At 74.9% G+C, this 23,024-nt stretch carries 22 protein-coding genes; 14 read left to right on the forward strand and 8 right to left on the reverse strand.

All coding sequences use genetic code 11. From position 1 onward, the window contains the following. Window positions 1-307 precede the first annotated feature (307 nt). From ACWDD9_RS25340 to ACWDD9_RS25365, 6 genes are all read left to right on the forward strand, one after another. On the forward strand, window positions 308-895 hold the full coding sequence (locus ACWDD9_RS25340) for a restriction endonuclease (RefSeq protein ID WP_053112029.1): 588 nt from the start codon (window positions 308-310) through the stop codon (window positions 893-895). Between the two features lie 675 nt (window positions 896-1,570). Further along, complete coding sequence (locus ACWDD9_RS25345; protein WP_449812726.1) at window positions 1,571-2,917, forward strand: histidine kinase; 1,347 nt, start codon at window positions 1,571-1,573, stop codon at window positions 2,915-2,917. Continuing rightward, window positions 2,881-3,537, forward strand: a complete 657-nt coding sequence (locus ACWDD9_RS25350) for a LuxR C-terminal-related transcriptional regulator (protein ID WP_387972519.1) — start codon at window positions 2,881-2,883, stop codon at window positions 3,535-3,537. The genes ACWDD9_RS25345 and ACWDD9_RS25350 overlap by 37 nt, the downstream gene beginning before the upstream one ends. A 178-nt stretch (window positions 3,538-3,715) precedes the next feature. Continuing rightward, window positions 3,716-3,985, forward strand: coding sequence for a hypothetical protein (locus tag ACWDD9_RS25355; RefSeq protein WP_449812727.1), 270 nt, complete (start codon window positions 3,716-3,718; stop codon window positions 3,983-3,985). After that, the gene (locus ACWDD9_RS25360) at window positions 3,978-4,595 is read left to right on the forward strand and encodes a DUF6879 family protein (protein WP_449812728.1); all 618 of its coding nucleotides are present in this window, start codon (window positions 3,978-3,980) and stop codon (window positions 4,593-4,595) included. Before ACWDD9_RS25355 ends, ACWDD9_RS25360 begins: the two co-directional genes overlap by 8 nt. Window positions 4,596-4,608: 13 nt before the next feature. Continuing rightward, complete coding sequence (locus tag ACWDD9_RS25365; RefSeq protein WP_449812729.1) at window positions 4,609-7,020, forward strand: ATP-binding protein; 2,412 nt, start codon at window positions 4,609-4,611, stop codon at window positions 7,018-7,020. A 105-nt stretch (window positions 7,021-7,125) separates the two neighbouring features. On the opposite strand, the gene ACWDD9_RS25370 is transcribed toward ACWDD9_RS25365, so the two are convergent. After that, window positions 7,126-7,785, reverse strand: a complete 660-nt coding sequence (locus ACWDD9_RS25370) for a TetR-like C-terminal domain-containing protein (protein ID WP_449812730.1) — start codon at window positions 7,783-7,785, stop codon at window positions 7,126-7,128. A gap of 106 nt (window positions 7,786-7,891) precedes the next feature. Here ACWDD9_RS25370 and ACWDD9_RS25375 point away from each other — a divergent pair, with 106 nt between their 5' ends. The 4 genes from ACWDD9_RS25375 to ACWDD9_RS25390 all read left to right on the forward strand — a co-directional run bounded on the left by ACWDD9_RS25375 (window position 7,892) and on the right by ACWDD9_RS25390 (window position 12,033). Beyond that, entirely contained in the window at window positions 7,892-9,109 is a 1,218-nt protein-coding gene (locus tag ACWDD9_RS25375) for an alpha/beta hydrolase family protein (protein ID WP_449812731.1), read from the forward strand. A gap of 206 nt (window positions 9,110-9,315) precedes the next feature. Next, complete coding sequence (locus ACWDD9_RS25380) at window positions 9,316-10,137, forward strand: lipase family protein (RefSeq protein WP_380741030.1); 822 nt, start codon at window positions 9,316-9,318, stop codon at window positions 10,135-10,137. 140 nt (window positions 10,138-10,277) lie between these two features. Beyond that, a complete protein-coding gene (locus ACWDD9_RS25385; protein ID WP_049650939.1) occupies window positions 10,278-11,078 on the forward strand; it encodes a metal-dependent hydrolase in 801 nt (266 codons plus the stop codon). A 181-nt stretch (window positions 11,079-11,259) separates the two neighbouring features. Beyond that, window positions 11,260-12,033: an SDR family NAD(P)-dependent oxidoreductase gene (locus ACWDD9_RS25390; protein ID WP_449812732.1), complete on the forward strand. Its 774-nt coding sequence runs from the start codon at window positions 11,260-11,262 to the stop codon at window positions 12,031-12,033. A gap of 38 nt (window positions 12,034-12,071) precedes the next feature. On the opposite strand, the gene ACWDD9_RS25395 is transcribed toward ACWDD9_RS25390, so the two are convergent. Beyond that, window positions 12,072-12,800: a TetR/AcrR family transcriptional regulator gene (locus tag ACWDD9_RS25395; protein WP_449812733.1), complete on the reverse strand. Its 729-nt coding sequence runs from the start codon at window positions 12,798-12,800 to the stop codon at window positions 12,072-12,074. A 57-nt stretch (window positions 12,801-12,857) separates the two neighbouring features. On the opposite strand from ACWDD9_RS25395, the gene ACWDD9_RS25400 reads away from it, so the two are divergent. Continuing rightward, on the forward strand, window positions 12,858-14,354 hold the full coding sequence (locus tag ACWDD9_RS25400; protein ID WP_449812734.1) for an MFS transporter: 1,497 nt from the start codon (window positions 12,858-12,860) through the stop codon (window positions 14,352-14,354). Continuing rightward, window positions 14,351-14,764 (forward strand): cupin, encoded by a 414-nt coding sequence (locus ACWDD9_RS25405; RefSeq protein ID WP_449812735.1) that lies wholly within the window; start codon window positions 14,351-14,353, stop codon window positions 14,762-14,764. Before ACWDD9_RS25400 ends, ACWDD9_RS25405 begins: the two co-directional genes overlap by 4 nt. Before the next feature lie 93 nt (window positions 14,765-14,857). On the opposite strand, the gene ACWDD9_RS25410 is transcribed toward ACWDD9_RS25405, so the two are convergent. Then, the gene (locus ACWDD9_RS25410) at window positions 14,858-15,571 is read right to left on the reverse strand and encodes an alpha/beta fold hydrolase (RefSeq protein ID WP_449812736.1); all 714 of its coding nucleotides are present in this window, start codon (window positions 15,569-15,571) and stop codon (window positions 14,858-14,860) included. A 111-nt stretch (window positions 15,572-15,682) separates the two neighbouring features. Next, on the reverse strand, window positions 15,683-16,612 hold the full coding sequence (locus tag ACWDD9_RS25415; RefSeq protein WP_449812737.1) for a response regulator transcription factor: 930 nt from the start codon (window positions 16,610-16,612) through the stop codon (window positions 15,683-15,685). A gap of 156 nt (window positions 16,613-16,768) precedes the next feature. Here ACWDD9_RS25415 and ACWDD9_RS25420 point away from each other — a divergent pair, with 156 nt between their 5' ends. Further along, window positions 16,769-17,836, forward strand: coding sequence for a helix-turn-helix transcriptional regulator (locus tag ACWDD9_RS25420; RefSeq protein WP_388047173.1), 1,068 nt, complete (start codon window positions 16,769-16,771; stop codon window positions 17,834-17,836). 123 nt (window positions 17,837-17,959) lie between these two features. Here ACWDD9_RS25420 and ACWDD9_RS25425 read toward each other — a convergent pair whose 3' ends face one another. From ACWDD9_RS25425 to wecB, 4 genes are all read right to left on the reverse strand, one after another. Next, window positions 17,960-18,082: a hypothetical protein gene (locus ACWDD9_RS25425; RefSeq protein ID WP_255357467.1), complete on the reverse strand. Its 123-nt coding sequence runs from the start codon at window positions 18,080-18,082 to the stop codon at window positions 17,960-17,962. After that, a complete protein-coding gene (locus tag ACWDD9_RS25430; RefSeq protein ID WP_259316466.1) occupies window positions 18,082-18,213 on the reverse strand; it encodes a hypothetical protein in 132 nt (43 codons plus the stop codon). The genes ACWDD9_RS25425 and ACWDD9_RS25430 overlap by 1 nt, the downstream gene beginning before the upstream one ends. A 78-nt stretch (window positions 18,214-18,291) precedes the next feature. Further along, window positions 18,292-20,919 carry a class III lanthionine synthetase LanKC gene (gene lanKC, locus ACWDD9_RS25435; RefSeq protein WP_449812738.1) on the reverse strand — a complete coding sequence of 876 codons (2,628 nt, stop codon included), beginning with the start codon at window positions 20,917-20,919 and terminating at the stop codon, window positions 18,292-18,294. 235 nt (window positions 20,920-21,154) lie between these two features. Next, on the reverse strand, window positions 21,155-22,342 hold the full coding sequence (gene wecB, locus ACWDD9_RS25440; RefSeq protein WP_449812739.1) for a non-hydrolyzing UDP-N-acetylglucosamine 2-epimerase: 1,188 nt from the start codon (window positions 22,340-22,342) through the stop codon (window positions 21,155-21,157). Between the two features lie 405 nt (window positions 22,343-22,747). On the opposite strand from wecB, the gene ACWDD9_RS25445 reads away from it, so the two are divergent. Then, on the forward strand, window positions 22,748-22,981 hold the full coding sequence (locus ACWDD9_RS25445) for a hypothetical protein (protein ID WP_449812740.1): 234 nt from the start codon (window positions 22,748-22,750) through the stop codon (window positions 22,979-22,981). Window positions 22,982-23,024 lie beyond the last annotated feature (43 nt).

A 23,024-nucleotide genomic window follows, 5' to 3' on the forward strand; every position in this document is an offset into this window, starting at 1 on the left:
CACGTCCCATGACGCCGCCCGACCCGGCGGCCTCGGCACCGCAGCATAGTCAAGAAATGGCAAAGGCTGTTGTGCGGTGCAGGTCGGAGGGCGTCCTCCCCGCAGGCACGGGGGCGGCCACTGAAGGGGACGGTTCGGCCGCCGATGCCGAAATCCGGTCAACTCGGCCGCCCAGGCGCAGGAGTTCGTCCGGATCGCGGGCGTACGGGGACGGCTGCTCCTAGGCTCGTCCGGACACCGTGGCGTGAGGGGGAGTGTCGTGGCCCGTAGGCCTGTTCGGCGGCGTCGGTCGACCGTCGCCCGCCGGTTGAAGCAGAACACGCCGCTGCTGGGGGCGGCCGCGCTGGTCGCGGTCGTGCTGGGCACGCTGGTGGTCCAGTGGCTGGCCCAACACCTGCTGCTGGTCGCCGCGTTCCTCATCGTCGGCGCGGGAGCGGGCGCCGCCGTGCTGCGCTCGCGGGCGCGGGCCCGGCAGCGGGAACTGGACGCGCGGACCGCCCGACTGCGGCACATCGGGCCGTTCCTGGCGATGACCCCGAAGGCCTTCGAGCACGCGCTGGCGGACCTGTGCCGCCGGGACGGCTGCACGAAGGTGAAGGTGGTCGGCGGGGCCGGCGACCTCGCGGCGGACGTCCTCGCCACCACCCCCGCCGGGCAGCGGATCCTCATCCAGGCCAAGCGGTACGGGCCGAGGACTTTCGTCGGCTCCCAGGACGTCCAGAAGGTCAACGGCACCTACCGCGACGTGCACCACTGCGACCTGGCCGCCGTGGTGACGACCAGCTCCTTCACCAAGGCCGCCGCCGCGTTCTGCGCCCAGGTCGGCATCCGCGCCGTCGACCAGCGGGCGCTCGCCCTGTGGGCGGACGGGCGGGGCGGGGCACCCTGGGTCTGAGTCACCGGCTCCCGTGTTCGAGGCCTGCCGGGGAGAGCAGGAGGCGGCGGCGCTGCCGGTCGACCTCGCTGACGAGGACCGTGAGTTCGTCACCGACCCGGACCATCCCTGACGGAGCTCCCTCGGGGGGCGAGGCGAGATCCCGCTGAGGGACCACACGTCGAAACTGTGCTCAGAGCTGTCGGCGGCCGCGAGCTTCGACGCAGTCGCGCTTTCCTCGATCAGGCCAAGCGCGTTTCGCCGCCGGGTGGTCGTCGGCGTCGGCGGCGGGCTGGGGGCGGGGTGGGTCCAGCCCCACCCCCAGGCGGGGTGCAGGTGGATTCTGCCGTCGCGCCGCCGTCCCTAGCGTTGAGCGCGTGCCGTCCGAGGTTGCGGGCGGGCGTGGTGATGCGGGGAGGGCGAGGTGTACGGAACGGTGCGCGCGGGGCAGGGACTCCGGTGTTGCGGCTGTCGGGGTTGCGCAAGCGGTTCGGGGCGCGGTGGCGGTGGGAGGTCGGTCTTCGCGCCGGCCAATCGGAGCTGGTTCCTGGCCCGGTACCTACCGGTGGCGGTCGGGTTCGTGCTGGGGGCGTGCCGGCTGACTCGCGGTCAGCGGGGGGTGGTGCCCGGGGGGACGTGCGAGCGGACGGCTGCGATCATGAACGGCCCGTACGACCGAATCCGACCGGAGGCCCCGTGAGCAGCCCGCAGACCCCAGCCGCCCGTGAGCCGGACACCGCCGAACCGGGTCGCGGCGCCGCGCGCGAGCTGCGCGCCGCCGTACGGGCGCTCGGGCGGCTCGCCGCCTTCACGCTGCTGATACCGGTCGGGGTGGGGCTGACGACGGTCTTCCTGCTGTCGTTCGTCATCTGGGGCTGCCTCGGGATCTTCCCGTTCTTCCCGACCGCCACCCGGATGGTCCGCTCCGCCGCCGGAGCCGCCCGGTGGGCGGCCGGCCACTGGTCGCAGGTGCCCGTACCGCCGCCGTACCGGCCGCGCCCGGCCCTGGAACGCACCCTCCACGGCTGGTACTGGACCGGCCACGACTACCACCGGAACCGCTGGTTCGCCGGCATGTCCCTCGACGTCCGCTGGCTCTGGACCGACCCGGCGACCTGGCGCGACGTCCTCTGGGTGCTCGCCGACCCGCTGGTCGGCGGCGGCATCGCGGCCCTGCCCGTGCTGCTGGTCGGCGCCGGCCTGTACGGGGTGGTCCAGGCGCCGTTGCCGTACGACCTGCCGTTCGGCGGCCCGGTCGCGCTGCTCCTCGGCCTCCTCGGCCCGGTGTCGATCGCCGCCGGACTCGCCCTCGCCCGGCCCGCGCTGCGCCTGCACGGCCGGTGGACCCGCGCCCTGCTCGGCCCCACCGAACGCTCCCGGCTCGCCCGGCGGGTCGAGCAGCTCACCGAGATCCGGCTGGACGCCACCGAGGCCCAGGCCGCCGAACTGCGCCGGATCGAACGGGACCTGCACGACGGCGCGCAGGCCCGACTGGTCGCGGTGAGCCTGCGCCTCGGCGCGGTCGCGGCACTGGTCGACCGCGACCCGGGCCAGGCGAAGCAGGTGGCGACGGACGCCCAGGAGAACGTCACCCAGGCGCTCCAGGAACTGCGCGACCTGGTCCGCGGCATCCACCCGCCGGTGCTCGCCGAACGCGGCCTCGTCGAAGGCGTACGGGCGCTGGCGCTGGACGTCCCGCTGAAGGTCGAGGTCCGGGCCGAACTGCCCGGACGGGCCGAGGCGCCGGTGGAGTCGGCGGTCTACTTCGCCGTCAGCGAGGCGCTCACCAACGCCGTCAAGCACGGCGAAGCCCGGCACGCCACCGTGCACCTCACCCACGCCGCCGGACTGCTCCGCGCCGAAGTCACCGACGACGGCCGCGGCGGCGCCGACCCCGACGGGGGCAGCGGCCTGCGGGGCATCCGGCGCAGACTGGCCGCGTTCGACGGTACGCTCACGCTGACCAGCCCCCCGGGGGGTCCGACCAGGCTGATCATGGAGCTACCGTGCGTGTTGTCCTCGCCGAGGACCTCGTCCTGCTGAGGGACGGCCTCTCCCTGCTGCTCAGTGCCCACGGGCACGAGATCGTCGCAGCGGTGGAGAGCGGCCCCGAACTGGCCGCCGCCATCGCCGAACACCGCCCCGACATCGCGGTGGTCGACGTCCGCCTGCCCCCCACGTACACCGACGAGGGCCTCCAGGTCGCGCTCGCCGCCCGCCGCGTACGGCCCGGCCTGCCGGTCCTCGTGCTCTCCCAGCACGTCGAACAGCTCTACGCCCGGGAGCTGATCGCCGACGGCACCGGTGGCGTCGGCTACCTCCTCAAGGACCGCGTCTCCAAGGCCGACCAGTTCGTCGACGCCGTCCACACCGTCGCCGCCGGCGGCACCGTGATGGACCCCCAGGTCATCTCCCGCCTCCTCGCCCGCAACGCCGACGACCAGCCCCTCGCCCTCCTCACCCCGCGCGAACGCGACGTCCTCGCCATGATGGCCGAAGGCCGCTCCAACGCCGCCATCGCCCAACGGCTGCACTTCAGCGAGGGCGCCGTCAGCAAGCACACCTCCAACATCTTCGCCAAGCTCAACCTCGGCGCCTCCGACGACGACAACCGCCGCGTCCTCGCCGTCCTCGCCTACCTCGACGGGACGCGCACGCCCTGAGGTGGCGTGCGACGCCCACGTGCCCGGAGTCTCTGTCGCACAGGGGACCGATGTGCCCGCGATGGTGATCATTTAGGAGTACATGGCGAATGTACTGAACATTCTCCTGGCTCCCCGTCAGGTGTAAGATGCGGCAACCATGGTTCCGCGCCGAGAGCAATACCAATGGGGGGCAGGCATGGCTCGCCGATGGGAAGCCGACCCTTCCGCTTCGTTGCAGAAACGCCTCGGGAAATCCGCCAAAGAACTGGAATCGTCCGACGGAAAGGACGAATGCCCGGACATCTGGCAGCTCTCGAACGGCGATGTCGCCGTCATCGGTCGCGACCTCACGGAGGACTACCGCGGGCGGCTCCCCGAAGGCGTCGTCCTGGGCCCGGGTGAGCGGCTCGTCGTCATCCCCGGCCTCATGGTGAGCACGGTGAAGGCGGACATCCCGGATGCCTGATCGGAACGCCCCCGAGCTGCGGCCCGAATGGGGCGAGCTCCTCGCCCGGGACGACTACAAGCGTGACTTCCGCGAGCGGGACGCGCTGATCCGCGGCCGGGACTCGTGGAAGTTGGAGCGACGCCAGTACTTCGAGGAGCAGGGCAGTCCGAGCTGGGAGGCCGCCCGGCGCGGCGACTGGGGCGAGGCGCTGCGACTTCTGGAGGACCGGCGCCCGGCGCTGCTCGCGATCGGGCGGGAGGACGCGGCGCGGCGGTCCTTCTTCCACCGGGTGCGGGTGGTCGAGCGGCCGTGGACGGACTACCTGCGCTGGCAGCTGCACTCGCTGCGGATCCGAGCCGAATGCGGGGAGCGCGTCCGTATGGTCGACGCCGTGGAACTGGCCGATTCCGAGGAATTCGGACAGCTGCCGGAAATCGTCGTTCTCGGCGGCCGTACGCTCTATCAGGTGCGGTATTCGGAGGCGGGAATTCCGGCCGGTGCGATCAGGCACACCGATCCCGATCTCGTCCTCCGGTGGGAGGGATATCTCGCGGATCTCCACCGGGTGGGCGAGGACGTTCTGGCGTACTTCGAACGTGAAGCCGCACACCTCCTCCCACCCGCATAGGAAACGGAGCGCAGTGGCAGACGAGCACGTCGGGTCCACCGGCGACCCCGGAAGCACGCGCTCCACCGTGTCCGGGTCCTCCGCCCAGGACGTGGTCCAGGCCAGGGACGTCAGCGGAGGCATCCACTTCCACGGCGGACCCGACCGGCCGAACAGCACCCCGACTCCGCGCCAACTACCCGCAGACGTACGCGGCTTCGTCAACCGTACGGTCGAACTCCAGCAGTTGAACGACGCCTTGGCGGGCGATCACCCGAACCCCGACGCCGCCGCTGCCGTCGTCGTCATCGCCGGAACCGCCGGCGCGGGGAAGACCTCGCTCGCCTTGCACTGGGCCCACCAGGCCCGGCACCGCTTCCCCGACGGCCAGTTGTACGTCAACCTCCGCGGCTACGATCCGGGTCGGCCCGTCACCGCCCAGGAGGCCCTCCACCGCTTCCTGACCTCCCTCGGCGTCGCCGTTCAGGCCGTCCCGCCCGATCCCGACGCGGCGGCCGCCCTCTACCGCTCGCTCCTCGCCGAGCGCCGCGTCCTGGTGGTCCTCGACAACGCCGCCAGTGCGCAGCAGGTCCGGCCGCTCCTGCCCGGCAGTGCCGGAAGCCTCGTCGTGGTCACCAGCCGCAGCCGGCTGTCCGGCCTCGCCGTACGCGACGGCGCCCGCCGGCTCACCCTGCGGACCCTGCCCGAGGCCGAGGCCGTCGCCCTGCTGCGGGCCGTCACGGCCGGGCACCGGTCCGAGGACGACCCGGCGAAGCTCACCGAACTCGCCCGTCTCTGTGCCCAACTACCGCTGGCCCTGCGCATCGCGGCCGAACGCGCCGCCAGCCTGCCGCACATGGGTCTGGACGACCTGATCAACGACCTCCGTGACGAGTCCGCGCTCTGGGACGCCCTCAGCGTGGGCGACGACGAGGACGCCGACGCCGTCCGTACGGTCTTCGCCTGGTCCTACCGGGCCCTGCCCGACCCGGTCGCCCGCCTGTTCCGGCTCCTCGGCCTCCACCCCGGCCCCGACTTCGGGCTCCACGCCGCGGCCGCCCTCGCCCACCTCACCCCCAGCCGGACCCGGCAACTCCTCGACTCCCTCGTCGGCGCCCACCTCGTCGAGCAGAGCGCGCCCGACCGCTACCAGTTCCACGACCTCCTGCGCGCCTACGCCACCGACCAGGCCCAGCACGAAGAGACCCCCGCACAGCGCCAGTCGGCCCTGCGCCGGGTGCTCGACTGGTACCTGCACACCGCCGACGCCGCCCAGCGGTGGCTGCGGCCGGCCGAGGCCCGGCTACCGCTCGACCCGGTGTCCGACGGAGTCCGGCCGGCGGCCTTCGCCGACTACAACGCCGCCGTGGACTGGGCCGAGCGCGAACGTGTCAACCTCCTCCAGACCGTCCACGCCGCCTCCGCCGCGGGCGAGGACCGGCGGACCTGGCAGCTGGCCGCCGTCCTCTGGAACGCCCAGGCACCCTCCGCCCCCGGGGCGGACTGGCTCCCGGCGGGCCGGCTCGGACTGGCGGCCGCCGAACGCCTGGACGACACCGCGGCCCGCGCCCTGCTGCTCACCGACCTCGGCATGGGGCACACCCGGGTCAATTCCCTCGGCGACAGCCTGGAGTGCCACCGCAGAGCCCTGGCGCTCTGGCGCGAACGCGGCGACGTGCTCGACGAGGCGCACTCGCTCAACCTGCTGGGACTCGTCCACCTGCACGGCCGGCAACTGGACGGCGCCGCACAGTACTTCGAGCAGGCCCTCGCCGCCTTCCGGCCGTTGGGCGAGGCCCAGTGGGAGGCCACCTCGCTCGCCAACCTCGCCAGCACCCACTACCGCGCCGGACGCCTCCCCGAGGCCGCGGCCGCCGTCGGTCAGGCGCTGGCCGCCCACCGCGCGCTGAAGAACCAGCGGGGAGAGGGAAACGCCCTGCGCCTGCTGAGCGACATCCGACGCGAGGGCGGCGACCAGGCCGGCGCACTCGCCTCGGCGCACGCGGCACTCGACATCGCCCTGAACCTCCGTGACCACCGCCTGGAGGGCTTCTGGCTCCTCACCCTCGGCGACGCCCAGCGGGCCGACGGCCAATCCGCCGACGCCCTCGACTCCTACCAGCGCGCCGCCGTCCTCCACCGCCGCCTCGGCGACCGCAGCCGCGAGGCCCTCGCCTGGTACGGCGCGGGCGAGACCTACCGCGGCCTCGGTCGTCACGCCGAGGCCGCCGCCTTCCTCCGCCGGGCCGCCACCGCCCACCACGAACTCGGCGACCGCTGGCACGAGGCGCTCGCCCTCGACGCCCTGGCGGCGACGGTGTCTGCGGAGGAGCCGGAGGCCGCCCGGCGGCACCGGACGGAGGCGCTCGCACTGCTGGACGGGTACGAGGATGCGCGGGCGGTCGCGGCGCGGGAACGGATCGCGCGGCGGGCGGAGACGGGCTGACGGCGGCTGTGGCGGGTCGTGGGGGCAGGGGGGCCGCCATGGCCGCTGGTGGTTCGGGGGCCGGAGCGGGTCTGGTGTGCGAGCGCCTCGACGGTGTATCGGCCGTCAGGCGGCGAAGGCGGCGAGGAGCTTGTCGGTGAGGCGGTCGAGGTAGTCGGGGGCGGTTGCTGTGTGGACGACGGCGAGGCGCCAGTACAGCGGGCCGGCGAGGAGGTCGAGGGCGAGTTCGCGGTCGAGGTCGGCGGGGAGTTCGCCGCGGTCGACCGCTCGTTCCAGTAGGTCGGTGGCCTTGCTGCGGCGGGGGTCGCGGACGGCGGTCAGCAGTACCTGTGCGAGTTCGGGGGTGCGGACGGCTTCGGCGAGCAGGTCGGGGATGATCTTCGCCGGGAGCGGGTGGCGCAGCGCGTCCGCGGTCGCGGTGAGGAAGGCGAGGACGTCGCCGCGCAGGGTGCCGGTGTCCTTGATCTCGGAGGCGTCCACGGCCACGGCGCGGATCAGGGCGACGGTCATGTCGAGCTTGGACGGCCAGCGGCGGTAGATGGCGGCCTTGCCCGCACCGGCCCGCTTGGCGACCGTCTCCAGGGAGAGCCGGGCGTAGCCGACGGCCGCCAGTTCCTCGAAGAAGGCGGCCGCGATCGCCTCGGTCACGGAGTCCTGGAGCACCGGCCCGCCGGGCGTCCGGCGTGCGGGGGGCGTGGCGGCGTCGGGGGCCGCGGAGGTGTCGGTGGTCGCGCGGGCCGGCCGGGGCGCGGGGGTGCTGGGCATGCCCCGAACCTACATCAGGCGGAACGCTTGCGTCTCGACTGGGTGGGGGCTAGCGTCATAGGCGAGACGGAACGGTTTCGTCTCGCCAAGACCCCGGGAGTGCACCATGCGATTCCTCTTCGAGGACGAGTCCTTCTCCTTCGAGACGCTCCGGGCGGCCGGATTCGCCGACTACGGCGGCGCCGACCTGGGCGAGGTCGTGGCCACCGCCCGGAACATCGGCGAGGGTGACGAGGAGGCCTGGCTGCGCGAGTGGAAGGCCACCGCGGAGCGCGTCCACGGCATCGGCAGCCGTGCCCTGGCGGCCGGGCACCGGGTCAGCGCCCGCGAGGCCCTGCTGCGCGCGTCGAACTACTACCGCACCGCCGAGTTCTACCGCCGCGACGACCCCGCGAACGACCCCGAGGCCAAGGGCCTGTCCGCCCTCTCCCGGGAGACCTTCGCCGCCGCGGCGGCCCTGATGGACACCCCCGTCGAGGCCGTGGCCATTCCCTACGAGGGCACGCACCTGCCCGGCTACCTGTTCCTCGTCGACGACTCCGGCGCCCGGCGCCCAACCGTCCTGTTCACCAGCGGCTTCGACTCGACGCTGGAGGAGGCGTACTTCGCCGTCGCCGCGGCCGTGTTGCGCCGCGGCTACAACGTCCTCGCCTACGACGGGCCGGGCCAGGGCGCGGTGCTGCGCGAGCAGCAGCTGGTCTTCCGGCCGGACTGGGAGGCCGTGGTGACCCCGGTGGTCGACTACGCGCTGACCCGCCCCGAGATCGCCGCCGACGGGCTGGTGCTGTTCGGGTACAGCCTCGGCGGCTACCTGGCCGCCCGCGCCGCCGCCCACGAACACCGCCTGGCCGCCCTGGTGTTGGACGACGGCGTCTACAACTACCGGGAGGCCCACGACCGGTTCCTGCCGCCGTTCCTGCGCGAGTGGATCGAGGCCGGCCGGGACGACCTCGTGGAGCCCGTCATGGGCCTGTTCATGCAGGTGAGCACCCAGGTGCGCTGGGCACTGCGCAACGGGGTGTGGACGTTCGGCGCCGCGTCGGTGGCGGACTACATCCGCCGTACCGCCGACTACACCCTCGACGGCGTCGCCCGGCTCATCGACTGCCCCACCCTCGTCCTGGACGCCGAGAACGACCAGTTCTTCCGCGGCCAGCCCCAGCAGGTCCAGGCCGCGCTGACCTGCCCGCACACGCTCGTCACCCTGCCCGAGGCCGAGGGCGCGGGCGAGCACTGCCACATGGGCGCCATGTTCCGCCTCCACCAGGTGGCCTTCGACTGGCTGGACACCACCCTGGCCGGGGCCGCCCGGCCCGCGAGCTGACGGGGGTCGGACGGGAGGGCGTCACCGCTGGTGGGCGCCCGGGGAGGGAAGGCGGGTGGCGGTGTGCCCGGTCGCCCACGAACCGCGCGGGCGGTAGCGTCACCCGTGGTCGCCAGGGCGTTACGGTGCGCGCCCGGTGGAGGGCGCCGGCCGGGCCCTGGGACAGGCCCGCCGTCCCTTCCGTCGACCCGACAGGAGTCGCCCCCATGGCCGTCCCCACCGACTTCGACCAGCACGCCACCGGCTACAGCCTCCCGCACGCGTACTGGCTGGCCAAGGCCGCCGAACTCGCCTACCAGGACGAGGCCGCGATCGAGGAGCAGGCCCGCGCCTGGGGCTTCGACACCGTGCGCCACCACCAGACGCGCTTCACCCCGCCGTTCCCGCTGCAGGACACCCAGGCCTACACCATGGCCGGCGACAACATGATCGTCACCGCGTTCCGCGGCACCGAGCCCGCGCAGATCCGCGACTGGCTCACCGACTCCACCACCCCGCCCTGGCCGGGCCCCGCCCGGACGGGCTACGTCCACTACGGCTTCGCCGAGGCCCTCGAATCCGTCTACCCGGACGTCGCCAAGGCCCTCTCCGACCTGCGGACCGGCGACCAGACCGTGTGGTTCACCGGCCACAGCCTCGGCGGCGCCCTCGCCATGCTCGCCGCCGCCCGGCTCGACCTGGAGGAGCCGAGCCTGGCGGCCGACGGCGTCTACACCTACGGCCAGCCCCGGACCTGCGACCGGCTGCTCGCCGCCGCGTACGACAAGGGCCTGCGCGGGCGCACCTACCGCTTCGTGCACGGCAACGACATCGTCCCCGAGCTGCCCCCGGAGCCCGCCTTCACCCACGTCGAGGCGCTGCGCCACATCGACTCCGCGGGCCGCGTCCAGGAGAAGGTCCCGCTGGTCTCCGCGCTGACCGACCGGGCCAAGGGCCTGGGTGCCGCGGCGTTCTCCCCGGACGGCGAGGGCATCCGCGACCACCTGATGCGCAGTTACCTCGCCGCGCTGGAGAAGGCCCTGGCCTGACCGGCGCGGGCTGGAGGGCTCGCGCCGGGGCGGGGGCGCACGGGACGGGCGCGGGCCCGGTGATCTTGGACGGATAGGCTGCCGTGAACTCAGGTCCTCGCGGTGAGGACGGAACTGACGAGGATCGGTGGTGTACGGACATGATGGGACCGGCGCATTCGCTGTCGGGTGCGGCCGCTTGGCTGGGGGTGGGCGCGGCGGCGGCCGGGATGGGGGAGCCGATGCCCTGGCCGGTCCTGCTCGCGGGGGCGCTGATCTGTGCGGGCGCGGCCCTGGCGCCCGACCTGGACCACAAGGCGGCGACGATATCCAGGGCGTTCGGGCCGGTGTCCCGGGCGCTCTGCGAGGTGATCGACAACCTCTCGTACGCGGTGTACAAGGCCACCCGCGGCAAGGGCGACCCGCGGCGCTCGGGCGGCCACCGGACGCTGACGCACACCTGGCTCTGGGCGGTGCTGTGCGGGGCGGGCGCGGCGGCGGTGGCCGTGTACGGCGGCCGCTGGGGCGTGCTGGTGGTGCTGTTCGTGCACATGGTGCTGGCGATCGAGGGGCTGCTGTGGCGGCACGCCCGGGTCTCCAGCGACGTCCTGGTGTGGCTGCTGGGGGCGACCAGCGCGTGGATGCTCGCGGAGGTCCTCGACAAGCCCGGCAACGGCTCGCAGTGGCTGTTCGAGGAGCCCGGGCAGCAGTACCTCTGGATCGGGCTGCCGATCGCGCTCGGCGCGCTGGTGCACTGCCTGGGCGACGCGCTGACCGTCTCGGGCTGCCCGGTGCTGTGGCCGATCCCGATCGGGCGCCGGCGCTGGTACCCGATCGGGCCGCCGAAGGGCATGCGGTTCCGGGCCGGCAGCTGGGTGGAGATCAAGGTGCTGACCCCGGTGTTCATGGGGGTCGGCGGGGTGTGCGGGGCGGGGGCGCTCGGATTCTTCGGCAACGGTTGAGGTCGATGGCCGGGGTCGACTGCCGAGGTCAACGGCTGACGTCAACGGCTGAGGTCGGAGGTCGTCCGGCCGGGTGAGAGTCGGGGTGCCCTCGGCTGGGTAGGCATGGCCGGTGCGGGAGGCTGGGCCTCCGGCGCCGGGGGCGTGTCCGGTACTTCTCGCAGCCGTGGGAGCGTGGCAGATGACGTCCGTACCGGGTGAGGTGGCGATCGTCACCGGTGCCGCGAGCGGGATCGGCCGGGCGGCGGCGCTGCGGCTGGCCCGGGCGGGCTGGGCTGTCGCGGCGGTCGACGTCGACGCGGCCGGTCTGGACGCGTTGGTGGAGCAGGCCCCGGGGGTGCGCCCGTACGTCTGCGACGTCACGGACTACGCGGCGGTCTCCGCCGTGGTCCGTGACGTCGGCCGCGAACTGGGCCCGCCCCGTCGGCTGGTGCACTGCGCGGCCGTCGGCGTGATGGGTCGGCTGCTCGATCGGGACCCGGCGGACACCCTGCGCCTGACGGACGTCGTGTACGGCGGCACGCTCCGTACGGTCCGGGCGGTGGTGCCGGTGATGGCGGCGCGGGGCGGGGGTCAGGTCGTGCTCTTCGGGTCCATCGCCGGCTGGGTCCCGGCGCCGATGGGCGGGGCGTACGGTGCGGCCAAGGCGGCGGTCCACTTCCTCGCCGAGACCGTCGCGGCCGAGCACCGGAAGGACCGGATCCAGGTCGTGTGCGTCTGCCCGCCCGCGGTGGAGACGCCGATGCTGGCGCGCCTTCGGACGGACACCCCCGAACTGATCGGTCAGCGCCGGGGGTTGAGCCCGGAGGAGGTGCTGGACTCGATGGACCGCGCCCTCGCGCGGGGGCGACTGTGGGCCTTCCCCGGGCGTGGCACCCATGCGATCTGGACCGCCCGGCGGCTGGCGCCCCGCGTGGTCAGCGGCATCCTGGGCCGGGTCCTGGTCGGGAAGTAGCCGGGGCGCCGGTCAGGGGGTAACCGGGTAGCGGCCGCTCAGCGGGCCGCGAGCAGGCCGTCCACCAGGGCGTCGAGGCCGTCCCGGTAGGTGTCCTGGGCGGTGAGCGGCGCCCAGCGGTCCGCGAGCCCGGCCAGGCGGGGGAGTTGCTCCGGGTCGAGGTCGGCGAAGACCTGCTGACGGTGGGTCGGGCGGTCGTCGGCGGGCTGTCGGCGGGCCGTCGACGTGCGGACCATGATCTCGCCGGCCGTGTAGTACCAGATGGCGCGGTAGCCCTGGACGGCCCGTTCCGGGGACAGGCCGCAGGCCACCAGGCCGTCGACGATCTGCTCGACGAACCAGAGCGAGTGGGCGGACATCAGGCTGTCCCCGGTCAGCACCTCCACGATCCACGGGCAGGCGGCGAGCGCCTCGTGGATGGCGGCCGCCGCGGCGACGACCCGTGCGCGCGGCTCGGCCGGGAGCGAGGTCGGTCGCAGTGTCCGCGCGGCGTAGTCGTCCAGCAGCAGGACGAGCAGCTCCTCCTTGTCGCGGACGTGGTGGTAGAGCGCCATCGGCGTGCTGCCGACCTCGGCGGCCAGGCGGCGCATGGTCAGCCGCTCGACGCCCTCCTCGTCCACGATCCGGCGGGCCGCCGTGACGACCTCCTCCCGGGAGATCCGGGGAGGCCGACCGGTGGCCTTGCGCCGCGCGGCGGGCTGCGCCGCGGCGGGCCGCGCTCCGGCCGACTGGGGGGTGGCGGGCGGCGGGGTGGAGGGCTGCTGCATGCCCCCATCATCACCCGGGACTCGACAGTGGGGATCGCCCAGGGTTACTTTCTATACATGTACAAAAACTCACGGGGACGCCCCGGCCGGGTGCTGGCGGCGGTGGCCGTCGCCCAGTTCGTCTTCGCCCTGGACATGTCGGTGGTCAACGTCGCCCTGCCCGCGATCCGGACCGACCTGGGATTCGCCCCGCTCGACCTCTCCTGGGTCGTGCACGTCTACGCGCTCACCTTCGGCGGGCTCCTGCTGCTCGGCGGCCGCGCGAGCGACCTGTACGGACGGCGCCGGCTGCTCCTGCTCGGCCTGGCCGTCTTCGGCCTCTGCTCGCTCGGCGGCGGGCTGGCCCAGGAGCCCTGGCAGCTGGTCGCCGCCCGCGCCGGGCAGGGCGTGGGCGCCGCGGCGGCCGCCCCGGCCGCGCTCGCGATGCTCACCACCACGTTCACCGAAGGGCCCGGGCGGGTGCGCGCGCTCGGCGTGTGGAGCGCGACGAACGCCGCCGGCGGCGCCCTGGGGGTGCTGGCGGGCGGGCTGCTGACCGAGTACGCGAGCTGGCGCTGGGTCATGCTGGTCAACCTGCCCGTCGTGGCGACGGCGCTCGCCCTGCTGCCCGCCGAGGCGCGGCCCGGAGAGCCCGTGAAGCCCGTACGGCGGGAGCGGCCGGACGTGCTCGGCGCCGTCCTCGCGACCGCCGGCATCGGGCTGCTGGTGTTCGGCGTGGTCCGCACCGACGTCCGGGGGTGGGGCTCCCCGGCCACCCTGGGGACGCTCGCCGCCGCCGGCGCCCTGTTGGCCGCCTTCGCCGTCACCGAGGCCAGGACCGCCGCGCCGCTGCTCCGCCTCGGCCTGCTGCGCAACCGCTGGGTGGCCGGTGCCAACGTGCTGGTGTTCCTGGCCGCCGCCGGGCAGTTCACCGCCTTCTACTTCGTCTCGCTCTACCTCCAGCAGGTCCTGGGCCTGGGCGCCGCCGCCACCGGCCTCGCCTTCCTGCCCTTCTCGGCCGGACTGGTCGCGGGCACCGTGCTCGCCACCCGCGTCGTCGCGCGCCGCACTCCGCGGGCCGCCCTGGTGCCCGGGGCCGTGCTGGCCGCCGCGGGCCTGGCCTGGTTCGCGCTGATCAGCCCGGACGGCGGCTTCCTCACCGACGTCCTCGGCCCGTCGCTGGTCACCAGCGTCGGCACCGGACTGGTCCTGGCCCCGGTCGCCGCCGCCGGGACCACCGGTGTGGCCGCCCGCGAGGCCGGGATGGCCTCCGGCCTGCTCAACAGCTCGCGCCAGCTCGGCGGCTGCGTCGGCCTGGCCGCCCTGGCCACCGTCGCCGCGCACCGCACCGGCGGCGCCACCGACCCGGCCGCCCTCAACGACGGCTACGCCACCGGACTGGCCGTCACCGCCGGGCTCTTCGTCCTCGCCGCGGTGGTGGCGGTCGCCGTGCTGCCCCGGCGGCGGCCGGAGGCGCCGGGCCTCCCCGACCCGCTCACCCTCGTAGCGGAGAGCCCCGCAGAAAGCTCCGCACGGAACCGCGCCGAGAACCGACTGGAAGGAACCCGCTCATGACGACCACGCCGATCGAGGCCGTGGACCTGTTCTCCTCGGCCCTGCACATCCACCCCGACGGCGACGTCCGGGCCACCGGGCGGCGGATGACCGGCGGCGACGCCGGGGCCTGGCAGATCGCGACCTTCCACGTGGAGAGCGACACCGAGGTCCACGCCGACCACTGGGAGATGCACCCCGAGGCCGAGGAGGCGGTCTGCTGCCTGGCCGGCGGCGTCCGGCTCTTCCTCCGCCCGGTCGAGCCCGGTGAGCCCGGCGAGGCCGAGTCGGTGGTACGGCTGACGGCGGGCACCGCCGCGATCGTGCCCCGGGGCCGCTGGCACCGGTTGGAACTCGACGCCCCCAGCGACCTGATGTCGATCACCCTCCGGACGGGTACCCGGCTGGAGCCGCGCACCGAGGCCGGCTGACCGGCGCGGCGAGGGCCGTGGCAGGGTGGTCCGGCACGCGCCGGACCACCCTGGCATGTCCGCCAACACCCCTTGCTGACAAGGGGATTGACGTCAGGCCGAGGGTGCGTCGGAGTCGGCGATCCGCGCCAGCAGGGCGGCGAGCTCCCCGGGCATGGACAGGAACGGGGAGTGGCTGCTCGGCAGCCGGTGGACGGTGTCGGCGCGGGCCGCGAGCCGGTGCTGCTGGGACAGGTCGAGGGCCTGGTCCTGGTCGCAGACGACGTAGCTGGAGGGCACCGTGCGCCAGCCCGCCGTGGTCACCGGCTCGGTGAAGGACCGGACGCTCTGCGGGCTCAGTCGGGCCACCGCGCGGTCGGCGACGTCGGCGGGCACGTCGGCGTAGTACTCCTGGCGGGCGTGGGCGACGTCCGGCGGGGTGTGGCCCGTGTCGTCCTCCGGTGAGGGAATCCCCAGGAAGGAGAACGCGCTCTCGCCCACGTCCAGTTGGAAGGCGGAGACGTACACCGCCCGCACCACGTTGGCGGCGCCCGCGACGGCCTCGGTGGCGGGGGCGCCGCCGTAGGAGTGGGCGACCGTCACCACCGGGCCGTCGATCCGCCGCAGGTGGTCGCGGATCACGGCGGCGTCCTCCAGCAGGCCCGCCGACCGGGCGCCGTCGGGGTGGGCGGCGGAGCTGGGCAGGTCCACGGCGTGGGAGTGCCAGCCGTCGGAGGCGAGGGCGGCGCGCAGGGGGTCCCAGCACCAGGCGCCGTGCCAGGCGCCGTGGACCAGCAGGAACGTGGGGCGGTCGGGGCCGGCGGTCACAGGCGGGTCCTCCGTCGTACGGGGCGCGGGCGGTGGGCCCGTCCGAGTATCCGTGGTGAACGTGACGGCGGTGTGACGCCGGGCGTGTCGCCGTCGTACCCGGGCCGGCCGTCAGCGGCCTCCGGTGGCGACGGCGGCGGCCGCCGCCGTCCCGGTGAGGCCGTGACGCTCCGCCAGCACGCCCGCCTGGAAGCGGCTGTCCGCGCCCAGGGAGCTGTAGAGGCCGGCGATGTGCCGTCGGCAGTTGCGCAGCGAGAGCCCGAGCCGGCGGGCGATGACCTCGTCCTTCAGGCCGTCGGCGAGCAGCCGCAGGATCGTCGTCCGGAGCTCGTCCGAGACGGCGCGGGCGACGGCCGGGCCGCTGCGGAAGGCCTCGCCCTGGTGCCAGAGCGTCTCGAAGGAGTCGGCCAGGTGGGCCACCACCGACGGCTGGTCCACCAGGACGAGCCCGTCGGTCCGTCCCCGCTCCGGCAGGAAGGCGCTCTCCCGGTCGACGACCAGCAGCGGGCCGCAGCTCTCCCCGGTGGTCCGCACCTCGGCGCCGGCCCGTTCCGCGGCCCGGGCCTGGCGCTGGGTGGGCAGGTGGAAGCGCGCGGGGTGCTGGTGGACGATCCGGACCCGCAGCGCGGGGTCGGTGCGCGGCAGTTCGGCCACGACCAGGTCGGCCAGCGCCGCCGCCGTCGGGTCGCCGCCGGGGCAGCAGAGGACGACCTCCCGGCGGGCCCGCAGCAGCCGGTCGCCGACGATCGCGTGTACGGCGCCGTGGTCCGGCGGCACCTCCTCCGGCCGTACGGCGGGTGCGCCGGTCTCCGGCCGCCCGTGGACCGCCTGCGCGGCCGTCCACGACTGCTCGGCCCGCCACGACTGCCCGGTCACGGGCCGGACCGGTGCGGGCCGGTCCTGGCGGACGGCCCAGGCGTAGAAGGCGACGGTGCCGTCGCCCGGCCCGGCGGCGGGGGTGGTGGGGGTCGGGACGGAGCCCAGTGGGGCTCCTGGTGCGCGTGGGGTGAACGCGATGTGGACGGTTCCACGTTCTCTCATGACAGCCCTCTTGACAGCTGGTGGCGGCCGACGGTCGACGGTCGCGTCCGGCGGTCGGTCGGCCCCGGAAACGGTTGTTCGATCGTCGTCAACGGTCGCGGCGGCCGCCAGGGGGCGAGGGGGCCAGGAAGTTGTTGGCCGACTGAGGAGGGGTGGATGAATCCGGTGAAAACGGACGCGGTCCGGTCGTCGGGGCGGGAGGCCCTGCTCGATCGCGAGACGCGGCTGGTCTACGAGTGGGCGGTGCGGCACCGGCGGGTCGAGCCCGCCGACCTGGCGCGGATCTCCGCCGACCTCGGGCTCGGCGAGGCGCGCTGCCGGGCGGCCGTCGACCGGCTGGCGGCGCTGTGCCTGCTGGTGCGGCGGCCGGGAGCCGGGCCGGGCTGCTTCGCGGCGGTCGGCCCGGAGGCGGCCGCCGCCCGGCTGACCGGACGGGAGGAGGCGCGGCTGCGCATCGCGGAGGCCGAGCTGGGCCGCCGTCAGGCCGCGCTGGCCGGGCTGCGCGCCGAGGTGGCCTCGCTGGAGCCGGTGTACCGGGCGCAGGGCGGCGGCGTGGACGGCTCGGTCCGCCTGCTGGAGGACGCCCACGCGGCCGGTTCGGCGCTCGGCTCCGTGGTGGGCGCCGCCAAGGAGGAGGTGCTGACCGTCCAGCCGGGCGGCGGGCACCCGCAGGCGGACCTGACGGAGGCGCTGCCCCGGGACCTGGCCGCGCTGGGGCGGGGCGTCCGGCTGCGGAGCCTGTACCAGCACCCGGCCCGGTTCGACCCGCCCACCCGTTCCTACGCGGAGCTGGTCATCGCCGCGGGGGCGGAGGTCCGGACCCGCGCCGAGGTGCCGGCCCGGCTGGTCGTGGTGGACCGGACCACGGCCTTCGTGCCGGCCCGGCTCGCCACCGGAGCGGCGCTGCTGGTCCGGGAGCCGTCCCTGGTGGCGTACTTCGTCGGGCTCTTCGAGCACGAGTGGAGCCAGGCGGTCCCGTACGACACCGCGCCGAGGGCTGCCCGTACGGTGTCCCGCGAGGTCGAGGACGTGATCGCGGTGCTGCTCGCCGCCGGGGAGAAGGACGACACGATCGCCCGGCGGCTGGGCATGTCGACCCGCACCTGCCGGCGCCACATCGCCGAGCTGCTGGCGCGTCTGGGTGCGCAGAGCCGGTTCCAGGCCGGGGCGTTGGCCGAGCGGGCCGGGCTCACCGTCCCGGCGGACGCCACCGGGCCCTGCTGAGGCCGGCCCCACCCGGCCGGGGACGGCGGACGGAGGTCCGGGCACGGCCGACGAGGGCCCGGGTACGACGGACGGAGGCCCGCCGGGTGGTCCCGGCGGGCCTGCGCGTCGTCGGTCGGAGGATTACTCCGCCGCCTCGACCGGGGCGCCGAACGGCAGGTGCAGGTCGGTGCTCCAGTGGCTGAACGGGACGGCCGCGTCGTCCTGGGCGGCCTCGAGCGCCTGGAGGGAGAGGATCGTCGACATCAGAGACCGGCCTCCTCGGCGACGGGCGCCTCGGCGCGGTAGTGGGCGAAGCTGCTCCAGTGGCTGTTGGGCTCGACGGCGCCGGTGCCGGTCTCGCTCTGGAGCCCCTGGAGGGCCAGGATCTGGGTCATGGTCGTTCCTTTCCGTGGTGGTGTCGGCCACCGGGTGGCGGCCGTGGTGGTCCCCCGGGTCCCAGGGGCCTCGAAGCCTCAGGGCCGCGAAGCCTCAGGACCGGGGAAGTCGGTGATGCCGGGCAGCGGCACCGGGCCGAGGACGGCCTCGTGCAGCGCGACCAGGACTCCGGCGGCGCCGGTGGCCAGGTCCGCCGACAGGCGCATCGAGCGCCGGCCCGGGAAGGCGAGGTGGCCGCGATGGTTCATCACGTGCCACTCCAGCAGCCGCAGGTGGCGGTCGGCCTCGGCCCGGCGTCCGCCGCGCAGCAGGTGCAGTACCAGGCCGGCCCGGCCCTCGAACAGGCCGGCCGCCGCGATCAGGTCGGGGAGGCAGGCGCGGTCGGCGGCGGCGGTCGCCTGGGCGAACCGGCCGGGCAGCCGGCCCGCGCCGTCGGGTCGGTCCGCCCCGCTGTGCCGCGCCAGCTCGGAGATCAGCCGGGCGGTGCCCACGCCGCCCGCGGCCAGGTACGGGAGCTTGCGGCGATGGCGGTCCTCGACCAGGAAGAGCATCCCGTCGGTGACGTCCGCCTCGTCCAGTTCGCGGCCGAGCGCCGCCTCGGCCGCCGTCAGCCAGCGCCGCTCGCCGGTGTGCCCGTACAGCCGCAGGAACAGTGCGGCCTGCCCGCTCCAGCCGTCCAGCAGGCCGCGCAGCCGGGGTGCGGGTTCGTCCCGGGCCAGCTCGTGGCCGAGGGCCAGGGCCCGTTCGGCGAGCCGCTCGCGGCCGAGCACGTCGGCCAGGTCGAGCAGGCCGAGCGCGATGCCGGCCCGTCCGGAGCCGAGCCCCGGATCGGCCGGGGCCTCGGTGGCGAGCAGCCGCTCGACCAGCGCGTCGGCCTCCCGGGTCGCCCCGAGCCGGGCCAGCGTCCAGGCGATGCCGGTCAGCCCGTCGTACAGGCCGGGCGGCAGGTCGGCCGCGGCGTTCGCGCGGGCCACCAGCCAGTCGGTGTGCTCGGGCGGGGCGGGGCGGCCGCAGGCCCGGAGCGCGTACAGGACGCCGGCCGCGCCGTAGGACAGTCCCAGGCCGCCGTGGCCCGGGCCGAACTGTTCGACGTCGCCGGGGAAGAGGCGGTCCGTCCGGTCCGGGGTGGCCATCGCCAGGATGCCCGCGGCCAGCGAGTCCAGCACCGGGTGCCAGGCCTCGGTGTCCGCCGAGGGCTCCTGGGGCCAGGCCGGACGAGCCGGCCCCGCGGCGCCGTCGGCGGTCCCCGGAGCGCGTTCGGTGGCGCCCGCCGGCAGCTTCCCGCCGGCCGCCCGGTGCAGCGCCTCGGCCACCCCGGCCCCGAACCCGGCGGGCACGGGGTAGCGGCGGGAGATCTCCCGGCCGGCCAGCTCGGCCTTGCCCGAGTCCAGCCCGAGCTGGATGTTCAGCGGGAGGAAGAGGTAGAGCCGCAGCGCGGCCAGCGCGTACGCGTCCACGGCGGTTCCGCGCCGGGCCTTCGGCGAGACGAAGCCGGGCGCGCCCAGCGGGGGAGCGGCGGGGTCGTCGGCGGGGAAGGCGATCTCGAAGTCGACCAGCGCGCAGCGCCCGTCCGGCCGGACCATCACGTTGTTGGGGTGCAGGTCGCCGAAGACCAGCCCGCGCTCGTGCAGCGCCGCCAGCATGCCGCCGACCTGGTCGAGCACGTCGAGCGCCCAGTCGGTGTACGCGGCCAGCTCGGCCTCGTCCGGGTCGGGGTGGGTGAGCGGGCAGGTGCGGGTGAAGACGTCCTCCAGCCGCTCCCCCTCGATGTACTCCTCGACCAGGTAGTGGTGCTCCCAGACCTGCCGGTACTCGTACAGGGCGGGCACGAAGTCCACCCCGGCCAGCGCCTCCAGCACCCGGCGCTCGCTCAGCAGCCGCTGCACCGCGTCCCGGCCGGCGTAGTCGAGCCCGGCGTGCGGGCGGGCCTCGCGCAGCACCACCTGGCGGCCGTCGCGCCGGTCGGTGGCCAGGTAGATCCCGCCGCCGTTGGAGAAGTGCAGCGCCTTGACGACCTCGAACGGGAAGTCGGCCGGGGCCTCGGCCTCACGCGCGGCGTCGGCGGCGAGCTGGGCGGAGACGAGCTCCGGCACCGGCGCCCAGTCCGGCACGGTGAAGACGGTGCCCCGGGTGTCGGGCACCAGTGCGCCGTCCGGGCCGCGCATCGCCGGGACGCGCCGGCCCCGCTCGTCGGTGCAGTGGCGTTCGACGAAGGAGCCGTAGCGCAGGTAGAGCGGGCCCTCCCGGTAGCGCAGGTCGCTCAGGACGTAGGGGCCGGGGACGCCCTTCAGCAGGGTGGACAGGTCGTCCAGCACCCGGGCCAGCCGGGTGTCGTCCTCCGGGTAGAGCGTGATCAGCTTGCCGCTGGCGCGGCGGTCGGCGTACTTGCTGTTCAGGGCGAGCACGGTGGCCCGGCCGCGCAGGAACTTCCAGGTCAGCCCGTGCTCCAGGCAGTACGCCAGGACCTGCTCGACGACCTGCTCCGCCTCGTCCGGGGTGGCCGAGACGTGCACCTTCCAGCCCTGCTCGGGGAGTCGGGCGTGCGGCGGCCGCAGGCTGATCCAGGGGCCGTGCTCGTGGCGCTCCCAGCCCGGCGGCAGCGGGGCGGTGGCGGCGGCGAAGCGGTCGTCGGCGTGCTCGGCGCGGGCGGGGTCGTCGTAGAACAGCGGGTCGGCGAAGCAGTGGCGCTCGTAGCGGTCGTCCATGGTGCCCGCCTCAGCCCGCGGTCCGCGGCCGGCACCTGGACGCGCCCGCTCCGGTGGCCGGCCGGCCGTCGGATGTCGTCGTCATGGGAGCCCCCCGGGTGCGGTCGATCCCGCCGGTTGCGGGCTGCTTCCGACCCTGCCAGCCGGGGTGGGCGGGGTCGACGGGTCCGACCCGCCACCTTCGTGCCTGGCAGTTTGCGGGCGGGTCCTGGAGGCGGCGGCTGTTCGCCCTCGCTCAGCGGTGTCCGCCGACGCCGGTGGCGGCGGCCGCGACCGGTGTGCGGTCGGGCTCCGGGCGCTGGTCGGTGTGCTGTTCGGTGCGCGGCTCGGGGGCGAGGTAGCGGCTGCGGACGGCGGCGACGATCTCGGCGCTCGCCCGCCCGTCGCCGTAGGGCGAGGGGAGCTGCGCCAGCCGTTCACCGACGGCCTCGTCGGCGAGCAACTCCCGCAGGGCGCGGGCGAGTTCGTGGCCCGGGCGGGCGAGCCGGGCGAAGCCGGCCCGGACGGCCTCGGGGCGCTCGGTGGAGTTGCGCACCACCACGAGCGGGCGCTTGAGCACCGTGCACTCCTCCTGGACCCCGCCGGAGTCCGACACCAGCAGCCGGCAGTGCCGGGCCAGGGCGAGGAACCCGGCGTGGTCCAGCGGTTCGATCCGGCGCAGCCGTGCGACCGGGCCGCGCAGGCCGAAGGCCTCGACGGCGGCCCTGGTCCGGGGGTGCAGCGGCAGCAGGACCGGCAGGTCCAGGGCGGCGAGCTGGTCGAGGATCTGGGCGAGCCGCGCGGCGTCGTCGGTGTTCTCGGGGCGGTGGATGGTGGCGAGCACGTAGCCGCCGGGGGTGACGGCGTGTTCGGCGACGATGCGGTGGGCCTCGGCGTCGGCGGGCAGGGTCGCCAGGGTCGCCTCGACGACGGTGTTGCCGGTGATCACCACCCGGTCGGCTTCGATCCCCTCGCGCAGCAGGTGCGCCGCCGCCGTCGCGGTGGGCGCGCAGTGCAGGTCGGCGAGCGGGGCGATCAGGCGGCGGTTGGCCTCCTCGGGCATGCCGGGGTCGAAGGAGCGCAGTCCGGCTTCGACGTGGACGACGGGTATGCCCGCGCAGTGCGCCGCGAGGGCGCCGGCGGCGGCGGTGTTGGTGTCGCCCTGGACGAGGACGGCGGCCGGCGGGCGGGCCGCGAGGTGGTCGCTCAACGCGCTGACCATCCGGCCTATTTGGCGTCCGCGCGGTTCGCCGCCGACGCCCTTCAGCAGGTGGTGCGGGCGGGGGAGGCCGTACTGGGCGAAGAACGTGGTGGTGAGGGCCGGGTCCCAGTGCTGGCCGCTCCAGACGATGCGGGCCCGCGGGCCGAGGAGGCGGGCCACTCCGGCGAGTTTGACGATCTCCGGTCGGGTTCCGAGGACCAGGGCGACGTCGGTCGAGGACATGGCGCTCCGAAGGGGGCGAGGGGGTGGGGTGGTGAAGTATCAGCAGACGATATGGGGGGATTCGTCAGAAAGATCCATAGGTGGGAACAATGTCACCCACTTGGCCGACAGGAGGCCGTCCGGGGTCCACCCGAGGCCGCCTCGGGAGCGGAACGGGCCCGGCGGTGGTTCGTGTGCCGGTGCATCAAGACCCGCCGTACCGGGCCCACTTGGCGGCCGGTCTCGCCCACGGATACCGGTTCGCCGATGCCCCCGCGCGGCCGGTTGCGGCAAACGGGTGATTTCCACCCGAATGGGCGCGGCGCACCTATCCGATCATCCGATCGGCCCAGCAACATACGGCTCCAGATCGCAAAGATCGGGATGACTCGGACATCACGACCCGACCTCACGAGAGGAACCACCATGTACGGACCCATAGGCGGCGGACTCCCCCCGACGGCGGCCGGCGGCGGCGTACTGGCCTCGACCGGCTCGCCCGGCCTCGGCTTCGCGGCCGCGGCCGGCACCGCCCTGGTGCTGGTGGGAGTCGCACTGCTGCGGCGCAGCCGACTGGCCGCCGACCGGGCTGAGCGGGCCGATCGGACTGACCGGACCGACCGGGCTGAGCGGACCGACCGGAAGCGCGACGGCCGCTAGCCCGCCGGACCGCACTGCGCCGCCCGCCGCCAACCCGCCTTCC

It is taken from the genome of Kitasatospora sp. NPDC001119 (assembly GCF_053598475.1).